This is a genomic window from Pseudomonas sp. zfem004 (genome assembly GCF_032621715.1).
In the GTDB taxonomy this organism is placed as follows: domain Bacteria; phylum Pseudomonadota; class Gammaproteobacteria; order Pseudomonadales; family Pseudomonadaceae; genus Aquipseudomonas; species Aquipseudomonas sichuanensis.
This window is the reverse complement of the sequence record NZ_JAVYJF010000010.1, coordinates 147,872-166,194: the sequence shown is the minus strand read 5'-3', so window position 1 is coordinate 166,194 and position 18,323 is coordinate 147,872. Positions and strand designations below refer to the sequence as shown.

Genomic DNA, 18,323 nt, shown 5'->3' with positions numbered 1-18,323 from the left:
TCGTTTACCTCAGTTTCAGGGTGGCAAGGCCGATCAGCACCAGAATCACGGTGATGATCCAGAAGCGGACGATCACCCGTGGCTCGGGCCAGCCCTTGAGTTCAAAGTGGTGGTGGATCGGCGCCATGCGGAACACGCGCTTGCCGGTCAACTTGAAGGACGCGACCTGGATCACCACCGACAGGGTTTCCATCACGAACACACCGCCCATGATGAACAGCACGATTTCCTGGCGGACGATCACGGCGATGGTGCCCAGTGCGGCGCCCAGCGCCAGTGCGCCGACGTCGCCCATGAACACCTGGGCCGGGTAGGTGTTGAACCACAGGAAGCCCAGGCCGGCACCGATCAGCGCGCCGCAGAACACGATCAGCTCGCCCGAACCCGGGACGTAAGGGATCAGCAGGTATTCGGCGAACTTCACGTTGCCCGACAGGTAGCAGAAGATGCCCAGGGCGCCGCCGACCATCACCGTCGGCATGATCGCCAGGCCATCGAGGCCGTCGGTCAGGTTGACCGCGTTGCTCGAACCGACGATCACGAAGTAGGTGAGCACGATGAAGCCGGCACCCAGCGGGATGGTGAGGTCCTTGAGCATCGGGATGATCAGCGTGGTCTCGACGCTGGTCGGCGCGGTCTTGTAGAGGAAGATCGCCGCAGCCAGGCCGAATACCGACTGCCAGAAATACTTCCAGCGGCTTGGCAGGCCGCGCGAGTTCTTCTCGATCACCTTGCGGTAGTCGTCGACCCAACCGATGGCGCCGAACGCCAGGGTGACGATCAGTACCACCCAGACGTAGCGGTTGGTCAGGTCGGCCCACAGCAGGGTGCTGATGGCGATGGCGGAAAGAATCAGCGCACCGCCCATGGTCGGGGTGCCGGACTTGGACAGGTGCGATTGCGGGCCGTCGTTACGCACGGCCTGACCGATCTGGCGGATCTGCAAGGTACGGATCATCCACGGGCCCAGGCACAGGGCCAGGGTCAGCGCGGTCAGTACACCCAGGATCCCGCGCAGCGAGAGGTACTGGAAGACCGCGAAGCCCTTGTAGAACTGTTGCAGATACTCAGCCAACAGCAGCAGCATTAATGTTTCTCCCCGCCGGTTTCGCACAGTGCAGCCACGACGTTTTCCATCGCAGCGCTGCGCGAGCCCTTGATCAAGATAGTGGTGTCGCTGGCGGTCTCGACGCGGACGGCATCGATCAGCTCAGCTTGTGTAGCGAAATGGCGGCCATTGGCGCCGAAAGCCTTAACCGCATGGGCCATGTTGGTGCCCACTGCGTAAAGCGCATCGACCTTGCCGCGGGCGTAGTCACCTACCTGGCGATGGCCTTCCTCGGCCCATTGCCCCAGTTCGCCGATATCCCCGAGCACCAGAACGGTGCGCCCGGAAAAGCCGGCGAGTATATCAATGGCCGCACACATCGAGGTGGGATTTGCGTTGTAGCTGTCATCGATCACCCGCACACCGTTCGGCGCGATTTGCGCCACGGTGCGGCCCTTGACCGGTTGCACGGCCTCGAGGCCGGCTTTGATACCGCTCAGGCTCAGACCAACGGCATGGGCGGCGGCGGCGGCGGCCAGGGCATTGCTGACGTTGTGGGTGCCGAGCAGGTTCAACTGCACCGGCACGCTGCCATCAGGCCCATGCAGGGTGAACGACGGGCAGCCACGGGCATCACGGCCGATGCCGCTGGCGTAAAAGTCAGCCTGCGGGTTATCCAGGGCGAAGCTCAGGATGCGATGCGCGCCGGCACGCTTGCGCCAGATTTCGAAGGCTTTGTCGGCCAGGTTGAGAATGGCGGTACCGCCCTCGCCCAGGCCTTCGAGGATCTCGCCCTTGGCCTCGACGATTTTCTCCGGGCCGCCGAACTCGCCCACATGGGCAGTGCCGGCGTTGTTGATGATCACCACCTGCGGCTGGGTGAGGCCGACGGTGTAGCGGATCTCGCCAATGCGCGAAGCGCCCAGCTCGATCACGGCGGCGCTGTGCTCGGGGGCGATCTCCAGCAGCGTCAGCGGCGCGCCGAGGTCGTTGTTCAGGTTGCCACGGGTGGCATGGACCAGGCCCTGGGTACGCAGGATCGCGGCGAGCATTTCCTTGACGGTGGTCTTGCCACTCGAGCCGGTGATGGCGACCACGGGTTTGTCGTAGCCGGCACGGTTCAGCGCACCGAGCTGGCCGAGGGCCACACGGCAGTCGGCGACCAGCAACTGCGGCAGGTCGACATCGACGATTTCCCGCTCGACCAGGGCCGCGACCGCCCCCTTGGCCTTCACGTCAGCCAAGTAGTCGTGGCCATCGAAACGCGGCCCGGTGAGCGCGACGAACAGTTGACCGGCAGCCACGCTACGGCTGTCGATGCTGACGCCGGTGAAGCTGGCGTCGCTACCGACCACGCGCGCACTCAGTGCTGTGGTCAGCTGGCTGAGGGTCATGGGCTTAAGCATGTGGAGCCTCCCAGGCGGCCAGTGCCTTCTCGGCCTCGACCAGGTCGGAGAAATCATGGCGCTCGCCATTGATCTCCTGGTAATCCTCGTGCCCCTTGCCGGCCAGGACGATCACGTCGTTGGCGCTGGCGGTAGCGATCAGGTGGGCGATCGCCTCGCCGCGGCCGGCGACGAACTCGACACTGGCGGGCTGGGCGAAACCGGGGCGAATATCGTCGAAGATCCGCTGCGGATCTTCAGTGCGCGGGTTGTCGTCGGTAACCAGCACGCGGTCGGCCAGGCGCTCGGCCACTTCGGCCATCAGCGGGCGCTTGCCGCGATCGCGGTCGCCGCCACAGCCGAACAGGCACAGCAACTGGCCGTGGGCGTGCGGGCGCAAGGCTTCGAGGACTTTTTCCAGCGCATCTGGGGTGTGCGCGTAATCGACCACCACCAAGGGTTTGTCGCCGCCACCCAAGCGCTGCATGCGGCCCACCGGGCCCTGCAGTTGCGGGGTGACCTTGAGAATCTCGTCCAGCGAATAATCCAGCGCCAGCAGCGCTGCCACGGCGGCGAGCATGTTGCTCAGGTTGAAGCGACCCAGCAGTTGACTGCGCAGGGTGCGCTCGCCCTGGGCGGTGACCAGGGTGGCGCGCACGCCATCGTCATTGAAGCTGGCCTCACGGCAGAACAGCGAGGCGTCCGGGTTTTCCAGGCTATAGCTGAGCAGCCGGGTCTCGCTATGATCGCTGCTGGGGCGGCGGGCAAAGTCATCCGCCAGGCGGCGGCCAAACGCATCGTCCAGGTTGACCACCTGGCAACGCAGGCTCGGCCAGGCGAACAGCTTGGCCTTGGCGGCCTCGTAGGCCTCCATGCTGCCGTGGTAGTCGAGGTGGTCGCGAGACAGGTTGGTCATCACCGCGATGTCGAATTCCAGCGCAGCGACGCGCCCCTGCTCCAGGGCATGGGAGGACACTTCCATGGCCACGGCCTTGGCGCCGCCCTTCTTCAGGTCGTTGAGCGTCGCCTGCACGGCAATCGGATCCGGGGTGGTCAAACGACCACTCTGCAGCTCGCCATAGAAGCCGGTACCCAAGGTGCCGATCAGGCCGCAACGCTGGCCGAGGGCATCGAGGGCCTGGGCCAGCAGCTGGGTGACACTGGTCTTGCCATTGGTGCCGGTGACGCCCACCAGGTTCAGCTGGCGGCTCGGCTCGCCATAGAAGCGTCCGGCAATCTGCGACAGCTGGCCGATCAAACCCTTGACCGGGATCAGCGGCGCGTCGGTGATCGGCAGTACGCTGGCACCTTGCTCTTCGTAGGCCACCGCGGCGGCGCCACGGGCAAGGGCATCGGCGATATGGTCACGGCCATCGACCTTGGCGCCGGGCACAGCGAGGAACAGGTCGCCCGGGCGAACGGCACGGCTGTCCAGGGTCAGTTCCCGGATCAACGGGTCGCGGCTGGCGTTGGCGAATAGCTTGCTCAATGGCATCGTCATCATCCACGCCCTCCCTTGGCGGGTACTGCACTGACTTGCTGTTGTTCGGTGGCCGGCGGCAGGTTGTCCGGCGGCACGTTCATCAGGCGCAGGGTGCCGGACATGACCTTGCTGAATACCGGCGCCGATACCAGGCCACCGAAGTAGCCGCCTTTGCTCGGCTCGTCGATGACCACGACGATGGCGTAGCGCGGGTCGCTCATCGGGCCGAAACCGGCGAACAGCGAACGGTAGGCGTTCTCGGTGTAGCCCTTGGAGCCGACCGTGGCTTTACGGGCGGTACCCGACTTGCCACCCACGTGATAGAACGGCACCTGCGCACGGAACACCCCGCGCGGCGCTTCGATCACCTGCTGCAGCATGGCCTGCACGGTCTCGGCGGTTTCCTTGGGGATCGCCTGCACGGCTTCCGGCGCCTTGTCGACCTTGAGGATCGACAGCGGCACCATCTTGCCGTCGTTGGCCAGAGCCGCGTAGGCATGCACCAGCTGCAGCGCGGTCACCGATACACCGTAGCCATACGACAGGGTCGCGGTCTCGGCCTTGCGCCACTCGCGGTGGTTGGGCAGGTTGCCGACGCGTTCACCCGGGAAGCCCAGGCCGGTGTATTGACCAAGCCCCACCTGGGACATCACCCGGTAGATGGCCTCGCCGCCGATATCGAAGGCGATCTTGCTCATGCCCACGTTACTGGAGTTGATCAGGATGCCGGTGAGGTCGAGGATCGGGCCTTCGCTCTTGGACACGTCCTTGATGGTGTAGCGGCCGATCTGCAGGCTGCCCGGGTACACCTCGACCTTGTCGGTGGGCTTCCAGCGACCGCTCTGCAACGCGGCGCTCATCGAGATCGGCTTGACCGTCGAGCCCGGCTCGAACACGTCGATGATCGCCCGGTTGCGCATGGCCGCCGGGAACATGCTGCGGCGGTTGTTCGGGTTGTAGGTTGGCTGGTTGACCATGGCCAGCACTTCACCGGTCTTGACGTCCATGATCACCAGGCTGCCGGCCTTGGCTTCCTGCTCGGCGATGGCGTTGCGCAGCTCACGGGTGGCCAGGTACTGCAGGCGCAGGTCAATCGACAACGCCAAGGTCTTTCCGGCCTTGGCGTTCTTGGTTACCTGGATATCCTTGATCAGCCGGCCGCGTCGGTCCTTGATCACCTGCCGCTTGCCGGGCACCCCGGCGAGCCATTCGTCATAGGCCAGCTCCACCCCTTCGCGACCGTGGTCGTCGAGGTCGGTGAAGCCGACCATATGGGCGGTGACGTCGCCTGCCGGGTAGAAGCGGCGGAATTCTTCAAGGCCGTAGACACCAGGCACTTTCAGGTCGAGCACATGCTGACCCTGCTCCGGGGTCAGGCCGCGGACCAGGTAGATGAATTCCTTGCTGGCCTGCTGGGTGAGGCGCTCGGTCAATTGCTGGGGGTTCTGCCCAAGCGCTGCAGCCAGTTGCGGCCAACGGTCCTTGGCAACCTGCATTTCCTTGGGGTTGGCCCACAAGGTGGTGACCGGCGTACTGACCGCCAGGGGCTCGCCGTTACGGTCGGTGATCAGGCCGCGGTGCGCCGGGATAGGAATATGGCGCAGGCTGCGGGCATCGCCCTGGCCTTTGAGGAAGTCGCGGTCGACCACCTGCAGGTCGATGATGCGCCAGCAGATGGCACCGGCCATCAACGCCAACAGGCCGATGACCACACGGAAGCGCCAGGGATAGAGTGCACCTTCGAGCTTCATCATGGCGCCACCATCCGCACTTCGTCAGCGGCCGGCACACGCATCTTCAGTTGCTCGCTGGCGAGGTTCTCGATACGGCTGTGGGCGGTCCAGGTGCTCTGCTCCAGAATCAGGCGGCCCCATTCGGCCTGAGCCTTGTCGCGCTCGTTCAACTCGCCGTACAGGGTGTTGAGCAGTTGGCGGTTCCAGTGGGCGCTGTAAGACACGGCAATGGCCGAAACGAGCACAGCCACGAACAGCAGAAGCATCAGGAAGCTTCCGCCTGGTAAAGGTTTGGCAAACAGCCGGCTCACCGAAGCTTCTCCGCCACCCGCATCACGGCGCTGCGCGACCGCGGGTTGGCCTTGAGCTCTTCGGCGGAGGCGAACTGCGCCTTGCCGATGAGCTTGATCTTCGGTTCAAAGACTTTGTGCTGCACCGGCAGGTTGCGCGGCAGATTGTCGGCCTCGCCTTTGACCAGCTTGCGCATGAACAGCTTGACGATGCGGTCTTCCAACGAATGGAAGCTGATAACCACCAGGCGACCACCGATCTCCAGGGACTCCAGGGCGGCCTCGAGGCCAGCCTCCAGATCGCCCAGCTCATTGTTGACGTGGATACGCAACCCCTGGAACGCGCGGGTGGCCGGGTTCTTGCCCTTCTCCCAGGCGGGGTTGGCAACCTTGAGCACTTCGGCCAGGTCACCGGTTCGGGTGAACGGTTGCTTTTCGCGACGCTCGACCACCGCACGGGCCATGCGGCCGGCGAAACGCTCCTCACCGTATTCCTTGAATACCCGGGCGATTTCTTCCACTGAAGCGGTGGCGATGAATTCGGCGGCGCTCACACCCTTGTCAGGGTTCATGCGCATGTCCAGCGGGCCGTCGTTGAGGAAACTGAAGCCACGCTCGGGATCGTCCAGCTGCGGCGAGGACACGCCCAGGTCGAGCAATACGCCACTGACCTTGCCGTCCAGGCCACGCGCGCGCACCTCGTCGCCCAGCTCGGCAAAGCTGCGCTGCACAATGACAAAGCGGCCGTCTTCGGCCGCCAGCGCTTGCCCGGTGGCAATCGCTTGAGGATCCTTGTCGAACCCCAGCAACTGGCCCTGCGGCCCGAGCTTGCTGAGGATCAGGCGGCTGTGCCCGCCACGCCCGAAGGTGCCGTCCAGATAGCGACCGTCGGCGCGCAGGGCCAATGCCTCGACAGCTTCGTCGAGCAGGACGGTGATGTGGTTGAAGCCGCTATCTATGGTCACAGGATCAGGTCACGCAGTTCATCGGGCATGGCGCCCGGTTGTTGAATAGCTGCAAGGTCGGCTGCCGAAACCACGTTCCAGGCATCCTCATCCCACAACTGGAATTTGTTCAGTTGCCCCACCAGCATCGCCTTCTTGTCGAGCTTGGCGTATTCACGTAAACGGGGCGGTACCAGGAAACGCCCACTGCCATCGAGCTCCAGGTCAACCGCATTGCCGATCAGCAAACGCTGCAGGCGGCGGTTTTCCTCACGCAACGACGGCAAGGCACGCAACTTGGCTTCAATCTGTTCCCACTCATCGAGGGGATAAACACACAGGCAGGGATCCACCGCGTCGATGGTCACGATCAATTGACCATTGCAACGCGAATCGAGCTCGTCACGGTACCGGCTCGGCATGGCGAGACGGCCCTTTGCATCGAGGCTGACGGCGTTGGCTCCGCGGAACACGGCTGCGATTCCCCACAATGTTAGCGTTTTTGCGCCAGAAAACCCACTTCATCCCACTTTCTGCCACTTGCGCACACTATAGGAATCCGCCCGCCACACCGTCAAGGCACGTTCATAAGGAAAACCCTTACAGGACGTGGATTTAGCGCAACAAAGGGAAGAGAGAGGATTACTCGTGAAGAAAAATGACGGGAAAAATCAAGCGAACTCAGGTGGATAGAGTTCGAAGTTAAAGTGATTTATTAAGAGTAAGATTTTTTTGGTATTACCAGAGGCATCTGCTATCGAAACAAGCAGAGGAAGGAGGGGGTGGAGAGTCGATCTGTAAGCCGGGTTTTGTCGAGGACAGTCATTCCTCTACGACGGCCATCACTGGACGCCTCTAGCAACCTACCCGGTTCCGACGCGGGCCACGCCGTATGGAACCCTATTTGGTCTTGCTCCGAGTGGGGTTTACCTAGCCACGAACTGTTGCCAGCCGTGCGGTGCGCTCTTACCGCACCTTTTCACCCTTACCGGCACCGAAGTGCTTAGGCGGTTATTTTCTGTGGCACTTTCCGTAGGCTCGCGCCTCCCAGGCGTTACCTGGCACTCTGCCCTGCGGAGCCCGGACTTTCCTCCCCCGCCTTTTGCGGAACAAAAGACGGCAGCGACTGTCCGATCGACTCTCCGCCGACAAGGTTACCGGCAGCGGCGCTCAAGAACAAGCGAGACGACAAACAATATCAGTTTGCCATCATTCGCGTTGCTGTTTTTCCAGCGCCAGTTGATAGAGCAAGTTCTTGCGCACCCCGGTAATCTCCGCCGCCAACGCCGCCGCACGCTTGAGCGGCAATTCCGCCAGCAGCAGGTCGAGCACGCGCTGCGCTTCGACACTGATCGCCTGCTCATCATCGGGCGCGACCCAACCGGCCACCAGCACTACACACTCGCCACGCTGCTGATTGCTGTCGCCCTGCACGAATGCGCGCAGCTCGGCCAGCGGCAGGCCCTTGAGCGTTTCGAACGTCTTGGTGATCTCACGCGCCAGCAATGCCGGGCGCTCACCGCCGAACACCGCTTCCATGTCTTCCAGGCATTCCAGGATGCGATGTGGCGCCTCATAGAAGATCAAAGTGCGCGGCTCTTCCCTGACCTGCTCCAATCGCGCGCGCCGCCCTGCCGTCTTGGCTGGCAGGAAACCTTCGAAAATGAAGCGATCGGACGGTAAACCTGCGGCCGACAATGCCGCAATCAAGGCGCAGGCCCCCGGCACCGGCACCACCTGCACACCCGCCGCACGGGCCTGGCGCACCAAGTGATAGCCCGGATCGGAAATCAGCGGCGTACCGGCATCGGACACCAGCGCCACGTCGTCACCCGCCAGCAGCCGGGTGATGAAGCGCCCACCCTCGTCACGCTCGTTGTGCTCATGACAGGCCGCCAGCGGCGTATCGATGCCGAAATGCTGGAGCAGACGCACCGAATGGCGAGTGTCTTCGGCCGCGATAAGGCTCACGCTCGCGAGCACCTTAAGTGCCCGCGCACTCATGTCGTCAAGGTTGCCGATGGGTGTGGCAACCACATACAGCGTTCCCATCGTGGATTTCGAAGCCCCTGCAACATCAGTCACTGCGCACACCTGCATACCGGATCAAAGCCGCCATTGTAGCCCGAGCACCGGCAACAGGGCGCAAAGAACTTCGCCCCCCTCACGCCCGCAGCCACCTATAGTGAAGGATCATCATCGGCGATGATCGCGCCACGCCCGTTGCTTGGGTACAATTGCCGGCCAACTTGATCGAGTAACAGGACCTTTACATGATCGCTTGTCTGCGGCTGTTCACAGCCCTCTGCCTCGCTGCCCTGCTGGCAGCCTGCGCCAGCTCGCCCTCATCCAGCCTGGGCGAACTGCCACGCACCCCGGATGCCAGCATCGAACAGCTGCTCGACAAGGCAGCCACCAGCAAGTCTGCCGAGGATGCAGCCCTGCTGCGACTGAGCGCCGCCGACCTGGCCTACAAGCAGAAAGATTACCCACGCTCGGCGCGCATTCTCGAGCAGGTCCCGCTGGATGCGCTCAAGCCGGCCCAGCAGGTCTTCGCCAGCACGCTGACGGCAGAGCTGGCCATGACCCGCAACCAGCCCAAGGCAGCCCTGGCAGCACTTGCCCACCCAAGCCTGCAACGCGTCGACGAACTGCCGGAACAACAGCAGGCGCGCACCTACAGCGTTCACGCCGCCGCCCTCGAGGCCGACGGCCAGGCCCTGGCCGCCGCACAGCAGCGAGTGCTGCTGACACCACTGCTCAGCGGCCAGGCGGCAAGCGCCAACAATGACGCCATCTGGGCGCTGGTTGCCTCGCTGCCAGCCGAACAACTGCAACAACCGGCCAGCAACGAAACGCTCGCCGGCTGGACCAGCCTGGCCCTGGCCGTGAAGCGCGCAGGCACCCTGGAGCAGCAACAGGCCGCGATCGACACCTGGAAAGGCCAACACCCCGACCATCCGGCCGCCAAGCAACTGCCGGTCGCCCTGGTCAAGCTCAAGGAGCTGGCCAGCCAGCCACTGACCAAGATCGCCCTGCTGCTGCCCCAGGAAGGGCCACTGGCAGGCGTCGCCCGCGCCCTGCGCGACGGTTTCATGGCCGCACACTTCCAGGCCCAGCAAGGCGGCCAGCCAGCCCCTGCCGTGCAGGTGTTCGACAGCTCGCGCATCACCTCGCTCGATGACTTCTACCGCCAGGCCCAGGCCGCCGGCGTGCAACTGGTCGTAGGCCCGCTGGAAAAACCACTGGTGAAAAAGCTCGCGGCCTACCCGCAACTGCCCATCACCACCCTGGCCCTGAACTACGCCGATGCTGGCCAATCGGCCCCGCCTCAACTGTTCCAGTTCGGCCTTGCGGCCGAGGACGAGGCCCGTGAAGTCGCCCGCCGCGCCCGTGCCGACGGCAAGGTCCGTGCGGTAGCGCTGGTACCCCGCGGCGAATGGGGCGACCGCGTCCTGGCAGCCTTCCGCAAGGACTGGGAAAGCAATGGCGGCACCCTGCTGGCCGCCGAGCGCATCGCTCAGCCAGTAGCCCTCGCCCAACAGATCGCCGACCTGTTCCAGCTGCGCCAGAGCGAAGGCCGCGCCAAGAGCCTGCAAAGCACGGTCGGCAGCGACATCGCCGCCCAGCCGTCGCGCCGCCAGGACATCGACTTCATCTTCCTTGCCGCCACCCCGCAACAGGCCCAGCAGATCAAGCCGACGCTGAACTTCCAGTACGCCGGTGACGTGCCGGTGTACGCCACGTCCAACCTGTACAGCGCCAGCGGCGACATCAACCAGTACAACGACATGAACGGCATCCGCTTCTGCGAAACGCCGTGGCTGCTCGACACCACCAACAGCCTGCGCCAGCAGGTGGTGCAGCAGTGGCCGCAAGCGGCCGGCAGCCTCGGCCGCCTGTACGCCATGGGCGTCGACGCCTACAGCCTGGCGCCACGCCTGAGCCAGCTCAAGGCACTGCCGGACAACCGCGTCGAAGGCCTGTCTGGCAGCCTGAGCATGAACCCGGCTCAACGTATCGAACGTCAGCTGCCATGGGCCGAGTTCTCCGGCGGCCAGGTCAAACGCCTGCCGGACACGCCGCGCTGATGCCCGGCGCATCGCCCAGCCACGCAGGCCAGGCCGCCGAAGACCTTGCCCTCGACTACCTCCGAGGGCAAGGTCTGCAGCTACTGACGCGCAACTGGCGATGCAAGGGCGGTGAGCTCGATCTGGTCATGCTCGATGCCGATACAGTAGTATTCGTCGAAGTCCGCTACCGGCTACACGCGGACTTCGGCGGCGCGCTCGGCAGTATTGACGGGCGCAAGCAGAAGCGACTGGCGCTGGCCGCCAACTTATTCCTGCTCGATGAACCCCGCTGGGCCGCTCAACCCTGCCGCTTCGACGTTGTCGCCCTGCAGGGCCAAGGCCATGCCGGGGAACCGCTTCTTTGGCTGAAAAACGCCTTCGAGTGCTGAACCTGTACCGAATTTTTCGCTCTATGTTTCGCGGGCGGATCCCTGGCGCGCGCCGCGCCGGCCACCGCCCCATTTAAGGTCACCAGATGGACATGCAATCCCGAATTCGCCGGCTGTTCCAGGCCAGCATCGACACCAAGCAACAGGCAATGGACATCCTGGCACCTCACATCGAGCAGGCCAGCCTGGTCATGGTCAACGCCCTGCTCAGCGACGGCAAGATGCTCGCCTGCGGCAACGGCGGCTCGGCCGGCGACGCCCAGCATTTCTCGTCGGAGCTGCTCAACCGCTTCGAGCGCGAGCGCCCGAGCCTGCCGGCCATTGCCCTGACCACCGACAGCTCGACACTCACCTCGATTGCCAACGACTACAGCTACAACGAGGTGTTCTCCAAGCAGATTCGCGCCCTGGGCCAGCCCGGCGACGTCTTGCTGGCGATCTCCACCAGCGGCAACTCGGCCAACGTGATCCAGGCGATCCAGGCCGCACATGACCGCGAAATGATTGTCGTAGCCTTGACCGGTCGCGATGGCGGCGGCATGGCCTCGCTGCTGCTGCCCGAGGACGTGGAGATCCGCGTACCCTCGACCGTCACCGCACGCATCCAGGAAGTCCACCTGCTGGCGATCCACTGTCTGTGCGACCTGATCGACAGCCAACTGTTCGGGAGTGAAGAATGATCCCCAAGCACCTCGGCCTGATGGCCCTCACCCTGTGCCTGAGCATTACAGGCTGCAGCTCGGTACTGACCTCGGCGCGCAACTCGCCCATCGAGGATGACCGCGGCACCCGCACCATCGGCAGCAAGATCGATGACTCGCTGATCGAGACCAAGGTTTCGGTCAACATCGCCAAGGCCAATCCAGACCTGGACCAGGGCTCGCATATCGTCGTCAGCAGCTACAACGGCGTTGTCCTGCTGGCCGGCCAGACGCCGCGCGCCGACCTCAAGTCGCTGGCCGAGCAGACCGCCGGCCAGGTCCAGCGGGTCAAGAAGGTCCACAACGAACTGCAGGTGATCCAGCCTTCCTCGATCCTGGCGCGTAACAACGATGCCTGGCTCACCACCAAGATCAAGACCCAGATGCTGACGGACGCCAGCGTCCCCGGCTCGCGCATCAAGGTGATCACCGAGAACGGTATCGTCTATCTGCTCGGCCTGGTCACCCAGCAAGAGGCCAACGCTGCCACCAACGTGGTGCAGGGCGTCTCGGGCGTGCAGAAGATCGTCAAACTATTCGAATACATCGACTGATCCCCCCGCGAGGGCGAAACCCACGCCCTCGCCTTTCAACCCCGATCCAGGAAGTACCCCATGAAGAAGTACCTGCTGCCCGCCCTGCTGATTGGCACCTTCGCCACCCTGGCCGGCTGCTCCTCGCCGAGCGTGATCACCCTCAACGACGGCCGCGAACTGCAGACCCTCGACACCCCGCACTTCGATCGCGATTCCGGCTTCTACGAGTTCAAGCAACTCGACGGCAAGCAGAACCGCGTCAACAAGGACCAGGTGCAGAGCATCAAGGACCTGTAAGCGCAAGCGCCATATCTTGTCCTGAAATAGGTTTACACCCTATCCACGCCATCGCGGGGCAAGCCCGCTCCTACGCAATTTCTACTCGGCGTGGGAGCGGGCTTGCCCCGCGATCAGGGCCTGCAAGGGCAATTAGCGCCCAATAAAAAACCCGCCACAAGTGGCGGGTTTTTTATAGCTATCCGAATTACTCCGGACGCACCTGTGCAGCCTGCATGCCCTTCTGGCCGCGCTCGGCGACGAAGGAAACAGTCTGACCTTCTTTCAGGCTCTTGAAACCGTCGGTTTCGATGGCCTTGAAGTGTACGAACAGGTCGTCGCCGCCGCCTTGTGGGGTGATGAAGCCGAAGCCTTTTTCATCATTGAACCATTTGACGGTGCCGGTTTGGCGATTGGACATGGGATGAATCTCCAGAAACATGATTTTTTTTCGAGGTGCAATGCGGCCAAGGCTACAGGGGCACCGGCTACATCATAGTCTAATTCTGCGGATCAGGCGCCTATTACCTTCGCACTATGTCGATAAAGCGCAAACGAAGGGGGGCAAGGTCGCATGAAGCGCAGCTATTTCGGCTTGCAGGCGGCCTGCACGGCGGCCTGGGCACGGTGCATCAGCTTGGCGTCGACACCGTCCGAGCTGTCGAGGTCCTTGATCTCTTCGTCGGTAAAGTTCTTTTTGATGGCCTGGGCGCCGCAGGTGCAGTGCTTGGTTGCCGTCGCGGCGTCGACGCCTTGCGCCTTGGCCGTGTCCTGGCACTGGGCCATGTAGTTTTTCTCCTTGCCCGCCGGGAAGTCGCCCGCAGTGGCAGCCAAGGGCAGCAGCAGGGCGCTAACGGCGCAGGTGGCCAGAAGGGAGGGAAGTCGCATAACCGGATACTCCTTGGGTTAAGGTCTCATCAAGAGTAGGTTGCTTCAGAAGGTCTGATAGGAAATTTTCCGCACAAGTTCACCTGGCAGGCACGCTTGCCAAAATTTTCTGCCGACCCCTCTAGCCCCGTGCTAGCATGCCTCCCTTGCGGTATGCCGGTGGCAGCCGCATTTCTTTTTATACCTCCAGTCACTCTGGTTCGCCCCTGGCCGGCCGAAAGGTCTCTGCCACTGTGAGGCAGGCTTTCCCACGGGAAAGGCAGGGCGGATCTTGTACTGGCTCATCCCAACCCACGTGACCTTTGGTAGGGGTCACCACTAGGAGAGGAGGCGCCATGCCCGTTATTACTCTTCCCGATGGCAGTCAACGCACGTTCGACCAGCCGGTATCCGTAGCCGAAGTCGCCGCCTCGATCGGCGCCGGCCTGGCCAAGGCCACCCTGGCCGGCAAGGTCGACGGCAAGCTCGTCGATGCCTGCGACAAGATCGACCACGACGCCACCCTGCAGATCATCACCCCCAAAGATGCAGAGGGACTGGAGATCATCCGTCACTCGTGCGCCCACCTGATCGGCCACGCAGTGAAGCAGCTGTACCCGACCGCCAAGATGGTGATCGGCCCGGTGATCGACGAAGGCTTCTATTACGACATCGCCTACGAGCGTCCCTTCACTCCGGACGACCTCGCTGCGATCGAAAAGCGCATGCAGCAGCTGATCGACACCGATTACGACGTGGTCAAGAAGATGACCCCGCGCGCCGAAGTCATCGACGTGTTCACCAGCCGTGGCGAAGACTACAAACTGCGCCTGGTCGAAGACATGCCGGATGAACAGGCCATGGGCCTGTACTACCACGAAGAATACGTCGACATGTGCCGCGGCCCGCACGTGCCGAACACCCGCTTCCTCAAAGCCTTCAAGCTGACCAAGCTGAGCGGCGCCTACTGGCGTGGCGATGCCAAGAACGAGCAGCTGCAGCGCGTGTATGGCACCGCCTGGGCCGACAAGAAGCAGCTGGCGGCCTACATCCAGCGCATCGAAGAAGCCGAAAAACGCGACCACCGCAAGATCGGCAAGCAGCTCGACCTGTTCCACCTGCAGGAAGAAGCGCCGGGCATGGTGTTCTGGCACGCCAACGGCTGGACCATCTACCAGGTACTCGAGCAGTACATGCGTAAAGTCCAGCGCGAAAACGGCTACTCGGAAATCAAGACCCCGCAAGTCGTCGATCGCATCCTCTGGGAGCGTTCCGGCCACTGGACCAACTACGCCGAGAACATGTTCACCACGGCCTCCGAAAGCCGCGACTACGCGGTCAAGCCGATGAACTGCCCATGCCACGTGCAGGTGTTCAACCAGGGCCTGAAGTCTTACCGCGACCTGCCGCTGCGCCTGGCCGAGTTCGGCGCTTGCCACCGCAACGAGCCATCCGGCGCGCTGCACGGCATCATGCGCGTGCGTGGCTTCGTGCAGGACGACGCGCACATCTTCTGCACCGAAGAACAGGTGAAGAAAGAAGCCGCCGACTTCATCAAGCTGACCCTCGACGTGTACAAGGACTTCGGTTTCACCGACGTCGCCATGAAGCTCTCGACTCGCCCGGCCAAGCGCGTGGGTTCCGAAGAGCTGTGGGACCGCGCCGAAGGTGCCCTGGCCGAAGCCCTTAACGACTCGGGCCTTGAGTGGGAATACCAGCCGGGCGAGGGCGCGTTCTACGGCCCGAAGATCGAGTTCACCCTGCGCGACTGCCTGGGCCGTAACTGGCAGTGCGGCACCCTGCAGTACGACCCGAACCTGCCCGAGCGCCTCGACGCCAGCTACATCGCCGAAGACAACAGCCGCGTGCGCCCGGTGATGCTGCACCGCGCCATCCTCGGTTCGTTCGAGCGCTTCATCGGCATGCTCATCGAGCACTACGCGGGCGTGTTCCCGGCTTGGCTGGCGCCAACCCAGGCAGTGGTCATGAACATCACCGACAAGCAGGCCGATTTCGCCCTCGAGGTCGAGAAATCTCTGAACGGTAGCGGTTTCCGTGCCAAGTCGGACTTGAGAAATGAGAAGATCGGCTTTAAAATCCGCGAGCATACTTTGCTCAAGGTCCCGTACCTTTTGGTTATAGGGGATCGCGAAGTCGAAACGCAAACCGTCGCAGTGCGTACTCGCGAAGGAGCTGACCTGGGCTCCATGCCCGTCGCCCAGTTCGCTGAGCTGCTGAATCAGGCGGTTTCCCGGCGTGGTCGCCAAGAATCGGAGTAATGACTATTAAGCGTGAAATGAGAAACGATAAGCGTGCTGTACCGAAAGCCCCGATCAACGAGAATATCTCGGCCCGCGAGGTTCGGTTAATTGGCGCTGACGGCGAGCAGGTTGGCATCGTCTCGATTGATGAAGCGCTTCGTATCGCTGATGAAGCGAAGCTGGATCTGGTAGAGATTTCTGCAGACGCGGTACCGCCTGTCTGCAAGGTCATGGACTACGGCAAGCACCTCTTCGAAAAGAAGAAGCAGGCCAACGAAGCCAAGAAGAACCAGAAGCAGATTCAGATTAAAGAAATCAAGTTTCGTCCAGGGACGGAGGATGGGGATTACCAGGTAAAACTACGCAACCTGGTACGTTTCCTTACCGATGGGGACAAGGCCAAGATCTCTCTGAGATTCCGTGGCCGTGAGATGGCCCACCAGGAGCTGGGCATGGAGCTGTTGAAGCGGGTTGAAGCTGACCTCGCCGAATACGGCACCGTTGAGCAGCATCCGAAGATGGAAGGACGCCAGCTTATGATGGTCATCGCCCCCAAGAAAAAGAAGTAATCTCCCGGGCACGGCAGGCCTGATGATTATGTGTAATTTTATCGAATGCGGAGTTCCAACATGCCAAAAATGAAAACCAAGAGCGGTGCTGCGAAGCGTTTCCTGAAAACCGCTTCCGGCTTCAAGCACAAGCACGCTTTCAAAAGCCACATCCTGACCAAAATGTCGACCAAGCGTAAGCGTCAACTGCGCGGTGCCAGCTTGCTGCACCCGTCTGACGTTGCAAAAGTCGAGCGCATGCTGCGCGTACGTTAATTTCGGTCAAAGATAGAGGAAGTTACTCATGGCTCGTGTAAAGCGTGGCGTCATCGCTCGTAAGCGTCACAAGAAAATTCTGAAACTGGCTAAAGGCTACTACGGTGCACGTTCGCGCGTATTCCGTGTTGCCAAGCAGGCTGTCATCAAGGCTGGCCAATATGCCTACCGCGACCGTCGCCAGAAGAAGCGTCAGTTCCGCGCTCTGTGGATCGCTCGTATCAACGCCGGTGCACGCACCAACGGCCTGTCCTACAGCCGTCTGATTGCTGGCCTGAAAAAAGCGTCGATCGAAATCGACCGCAAGGTTCTGGCTGACCTGGCAGTGAACGAAAAAGCGGCGTTTGCTGCAATTGTCGAGAAAGCTAAAGCCGTTCTGGCCTAAGTACCCACGACAATCATCCGCCGGCGCCCTGCGCCGTCGGGTGTAAAACGTCATCGATAGGGGAAGAGCCTTCAAAAGCTCTTCCCCTATTTTCGTATCTGGAGTCTGTACATGGAAAACCTGGACGCGCTGGTTGCCCAAGCCCTTGAGGTCGTGGAACGCGCTGAAGACATCACAACCCTGGAACAGATCCGGGTCCAATTCCTCGGCAAGAAAGGCGAGCTGACCCAGGTGATGAAGACCCTGGGCAACCTGCCAGCCGAGGAGCGCCCCAAGGTTGGCGCGCTGATCAACGACGCCAAGGAACGCGTCACCGACGTGCTCAACGCACGCAAGGCCGCCTTTGAAGAGGCCGAGCTCAACGCTCGCCTGGCCGCCGAATGCATCGACGTCACCCTGCCAGGCCGTGGCCAGACCACCGGCGGGTTGCACCCGATCACCCGTACCCTCGAGCGCATCGAGCAGTTCTTCACCCACATCGGCTACGGCATCGCCGAAGGCCCCGAGGTCGAAGACGACTACCACAACTTCGAAGCGCTCAACATCCCCGGCCACCACCCGGCCCGGGCGATGCACGACACCTTCTATTTCAATGCCAACATGCTGCTGCGTACCCACACCTCGCCGGTGCAGGTGCGTACCATGGAATCGAGCCAACCGCCGATCCGCATTGTCTGCCCGGGCCGCGTCTACCGCTGCGACTCGGATATCACCCATTCGCCGATGTTCCACCAGGTCGAAGGCCTGCTAATCGACCGCGATATCAACTTTGCCGACCTCAAGGGCACCATCGAAGAGTTCCTGCGGGTGTTCTTCGAGAAAGAACTGGCCGTGCGCTTCCGCCCGTCGTTCTTCCCCTTCACCGAGCCGAGCGCCGAAGTGGATATCCAGTGCGTGATGTGCTCCGGCAAAGGCTGCCGCGTGTGCAAGCAGACCGGCTGGCTGGAAGTGATGGGCTGCGGCATGGTCCACCCGAGCGTGCTGCGCATGTCCGGCATCGACCCGGAAGAATTCCAGGGCTTCGCCTTCGGCATGGGCGCCGAGCGCCTGGCCATGCTGCGCTATGGCGTCAACGATTTGCGTCTGTTCTTCGACAACGACCTGCGGTTCCTGGCGCAATTCCGCTAG

Annotated in this window: 20 protein-coding genes and 1 other RNA gene; 10 read left to right on the top strand and 11 right to left on the bottom strand. The window is 62.5% G+C overall.

Annotated elements, in window-relative coordinates:
- Positions 1-4: 4 nt before the first annotated feature.
- The 9 genes from mraY to rsmI form a co-directional block, all read right to left on the bottom strand.
- Positions 5-1,087, bottom strand: a complete 1,083-nt coding sequence (mraY, locus tag RTH46_RS13505; protein WP_110991623.1) for a phospho-N-acetylmuramoyl-pentapeptide-transferase — start codon at positions 1,085-1,087, stop codon at positions 5-7.
- Positions 1,087-2,454 (bottom strand): UDP-N-acetylmuramoyl-tripeptide--D-alanyl-D-alanine ligase, encoded by a 1,368-nt coding sequence (locus tag RTH46_RS13500; protein WP_316905901.1) that lies wholly within the window; start codon positions 2,452-2,454, stop codon positions 1,087-1,089. Before RTH46_RS13500 ends, mraY begins: the two co-directional genes overlap by 1 nt.
- A complete protein-coding gene (locus RTH46_RS13495; RefSeq protein ID WP_410478573.1) occupies positions 2,447-3,937 on the bottom strand; it encodes a UDP-N-acetylmuramoyl-L-alanyl-D-glutamate--2,6-diaminopimelate ligase in 1,491 nt (496 codons plus the stop codon). Before RTH46_RS13495 ends, RTH46_RS13500 begins: the two co-directional genes overlap by 8 nt.
- Positions 3,934-5,667: a peptidoglycan D,D-transpeptidase FtsI family protein gene (locus RTH46_RS13490; protein ID WP_178125865.1), complete on the bottom strand. Its 1,734-nt coding sequence runs from the start codon at positions 5,665-5,667 to the stop codon at positions 3,934-3,936. Before RTH46_RS13490 ends, RTH46_RS13495 begins: the two co-directional genes overlap by 4 nt.
- Positions 5,667-5,960: a cell division protein FtsL gene (gene ftsL / locus RTH46_RS13485; protein WP_153788229.1), complete on the bottom strand. Its 294-nt coding sequence runs from the start codon at positions 5,958-5,960 to the stop codon at positions 5,667-5,669. The genes RTH46_RS13490 and ftsL overlap by 1 nt, the downstream gene beginning before the upstream one ends.
- The gene (rsmH, locus tag RTH46_RS13480) at positions 5,957-6,904 is read right to left on the bottom strand and encodes a 16S rRNA (cytosine(1402)-N(4))-methyltransferase RsmH (protein WP_371923738.1); all 948 of its coding nucleotides are present in this window, start codon (positions 6,902-6,904) and stop codon (positions 5,957-5,959) included. Before rsmH ends, ftsL begins: the two co-directional genes overlap by 4 nt.
- Positions 6,901-7,356, bottom strand: a complete 456-nt coding sequence (gene mraZ, locus RTH46_RS13475; RefSeq protein ID WP_021784148.1) for a division/cell wall cluster transcriptional repressor MraZ — start codon at positions 7,354-7,356, stop codon at positions 6,901-6,903. The genes rsmH and mraZ overlap by 4 nt, the downstream gene beginning before the upstream one ends.
- 309 nt (positions 7,357-7,665) lie before the next feature.
- Positions 7,666-8,025, bottom strand: an RNA gene (rnpB, locus tag RTH46_RS13470) — RNase P RNA component class A.
- A gap of 67 nt (positions 8,026-8,092) precedes the next feature.
- A complete protein-coding gene (rsmI, locus tag RTH46_RS13465; RefSeq protein ID WP_178125863.1) occupies positions 8,093-8,935 on the bottom strand; it encodes a 16S rRNA (cytidine(1402)-2'-O)-methyltransferase in 843 nt (280 codons plus the stop codon).
- Between the two features lie 221 nt (positions 8,936-9,156).
- Between rsmI and RTH46_RS13460 the strand changes: the two genes are divergently transcribed.
- The 5 genes from RTH46_RS13460 to RTH46_RS13440 all read left to right on the top strand — a co-directional run bounded on the left by RTH46_RS13460 (position 9,157) and on the right by RTH46_RS13440 (position 12,879).
- Positions 9,157-10,974: a penicillin-binding protein activator gene (locus tag RTH46_RS13460; RefSeq protein ID WP_153788233.1), complete on the top strand. Its 1,818-nt coding sequence runs from the start codon at positions 9,157-9,159 to the stop codon at positions 10,972-10,974.
- Positions 10,974-11,345, top strand: coding sequence for a YraN family protein (locus RTH46_RS13455; protein WP_316905900.1), 372 nt, complete (start codon positions 10,974-10,976; stop codon positions 11,343-11,345). The genes RTH46_RS13460 and RTH46_RS13455 overlap by 1 nt, the downstream gene beginning before the upstream one ends.
- An 86-nt stretch (positions 11,346-11,431) precedes the next feature.
- Positions 11,432-12,025, top strand: a complete 594-nt coding sequence (locus tag RTH46_RS13450) for a phosphoheptose isomerase (protein ID WP_011535550.1) — start codon at positions 11,432-11,434, stop codon at positions 12,023-12,025.
- Positions 12,022-12,600: a BON domain-containing protein gene (locus RTH46_RS13445; protein WP_153788237.1), complete on the top strand. Its 579-nt coding sequence runs from the start codon at positions 12,022-12,024 to the stop codon at positions 12,598-12,600. The genes RTH46_RS13450 and RTH46_RS13445 overlap by 4 nt, the downstream gene beginning before the upstream one ends.
- Before the next feature lie 60 nt (positions 12,601-12,660).
- A complete protein-coding gene (locus tag RTH46_RS13440; RefSeq protein WP_110991629.1) occupies positions 12,661-12,879 on the top strand; it encodes a YgdI/YgdR family lipoprotein in 219 nt (72 codons plus the stop codon).
- A 187-nt stretch (positions 12,880-13,066) separates the two neighbouring features.
- On the opposite strand, the gene RTH46_RS13435 is transcribed toward RTH46_RS13440, so the two are convergent.
- Positions 13,067-13,279, bottom strand: a complete 213-nt coding sequence (locus RTH46_RS13435; RefSeq protein ID WP_110993890.1) for a cold-shock protein — start codon at positions 13,277-13,279, stop codon at positions 13,067-13,069.
- Positions 13,280-13,443: 164 nt separating this feature from the next.
- A complete protein-coding gene (locus RTH46_RS13430) occupies positions 13,444-13,746 on the bottom strand; it encodes a hypothetical protein (RefSeq protein ID WP_316905899.1) in 303 nt (100 codons plus the stop codon).
- 335 nt (positions 13,747-14,081) lie between these two features.
- Here RTH46_RS13430 and thrS point away from each other — a divergent pair, with 335 nt between their 5' ends.
- The 5 genes from thrS (at position 14,082) to pheS (ending at position 18,323) form a co-directional block, all read left to right on the top strand.
- Positions 14,082-16,004, top strand: a complete 1,923-nt coding sequence (thrS, locus tag RTH46_RS13425; protein WP_153787480.1) for a threonine--tRNA ligase — start codon at positions 14,082-14,084, stop codon at positions 16,002-16,004.
- Complete coding sequence (gene infC / locus RTH46_RS13420; RefSeq protein ID WP_012052879.1) at positions 16,004-16,555, top strand: translation initiation factor IF-3; 552 nt, start codon at positions 16,004-16,006, stop codon at positions 16,553-16,555. Before thrS ends, infC begins: the two co-directional genes overlap by 1 nt.
- A 60-nt stretch (positions 16,556-16,615) precedes the next feature.
- Positions 16,616-16,810: a 50S ribosomal protein L35 gene (gene rpmI, locus RTH46_RS13415; RefSeq protein WP_003250667.1), complete on the top strand. Its 195-nt coding sequence runs from the start codon at positions 16,616-16,618 to the stop codon at positions 16,808-16,810.
- Positions 16,811-16,838: 28 nt separating this feature from the next.
- Positions 16,839-17,195: a 50S ribosomal protein L20 gene (rplT, locus tag RTH46_RS13410; RefSeq protein ID WP_003250671.1), complete on the top strand. Its 357-nt coding sequence runs from the start codon at positions 16,839-16,841 to the stop codon at positions 17,193-17,195.
- A 111-nt stretch (positions 17,196-17,306) separates the two neighbouring features.
- Complete coding sequence (gene pheS / locus RTH46_RS13405; protein ID WP_316905897.1) at positions 17,307-18,323, top strand: phenylalanine--tRNA ligase subunit alpha; 1,017 nt, start codon at positions 17,307-17,309, stop codon at positions 18,321-18,323.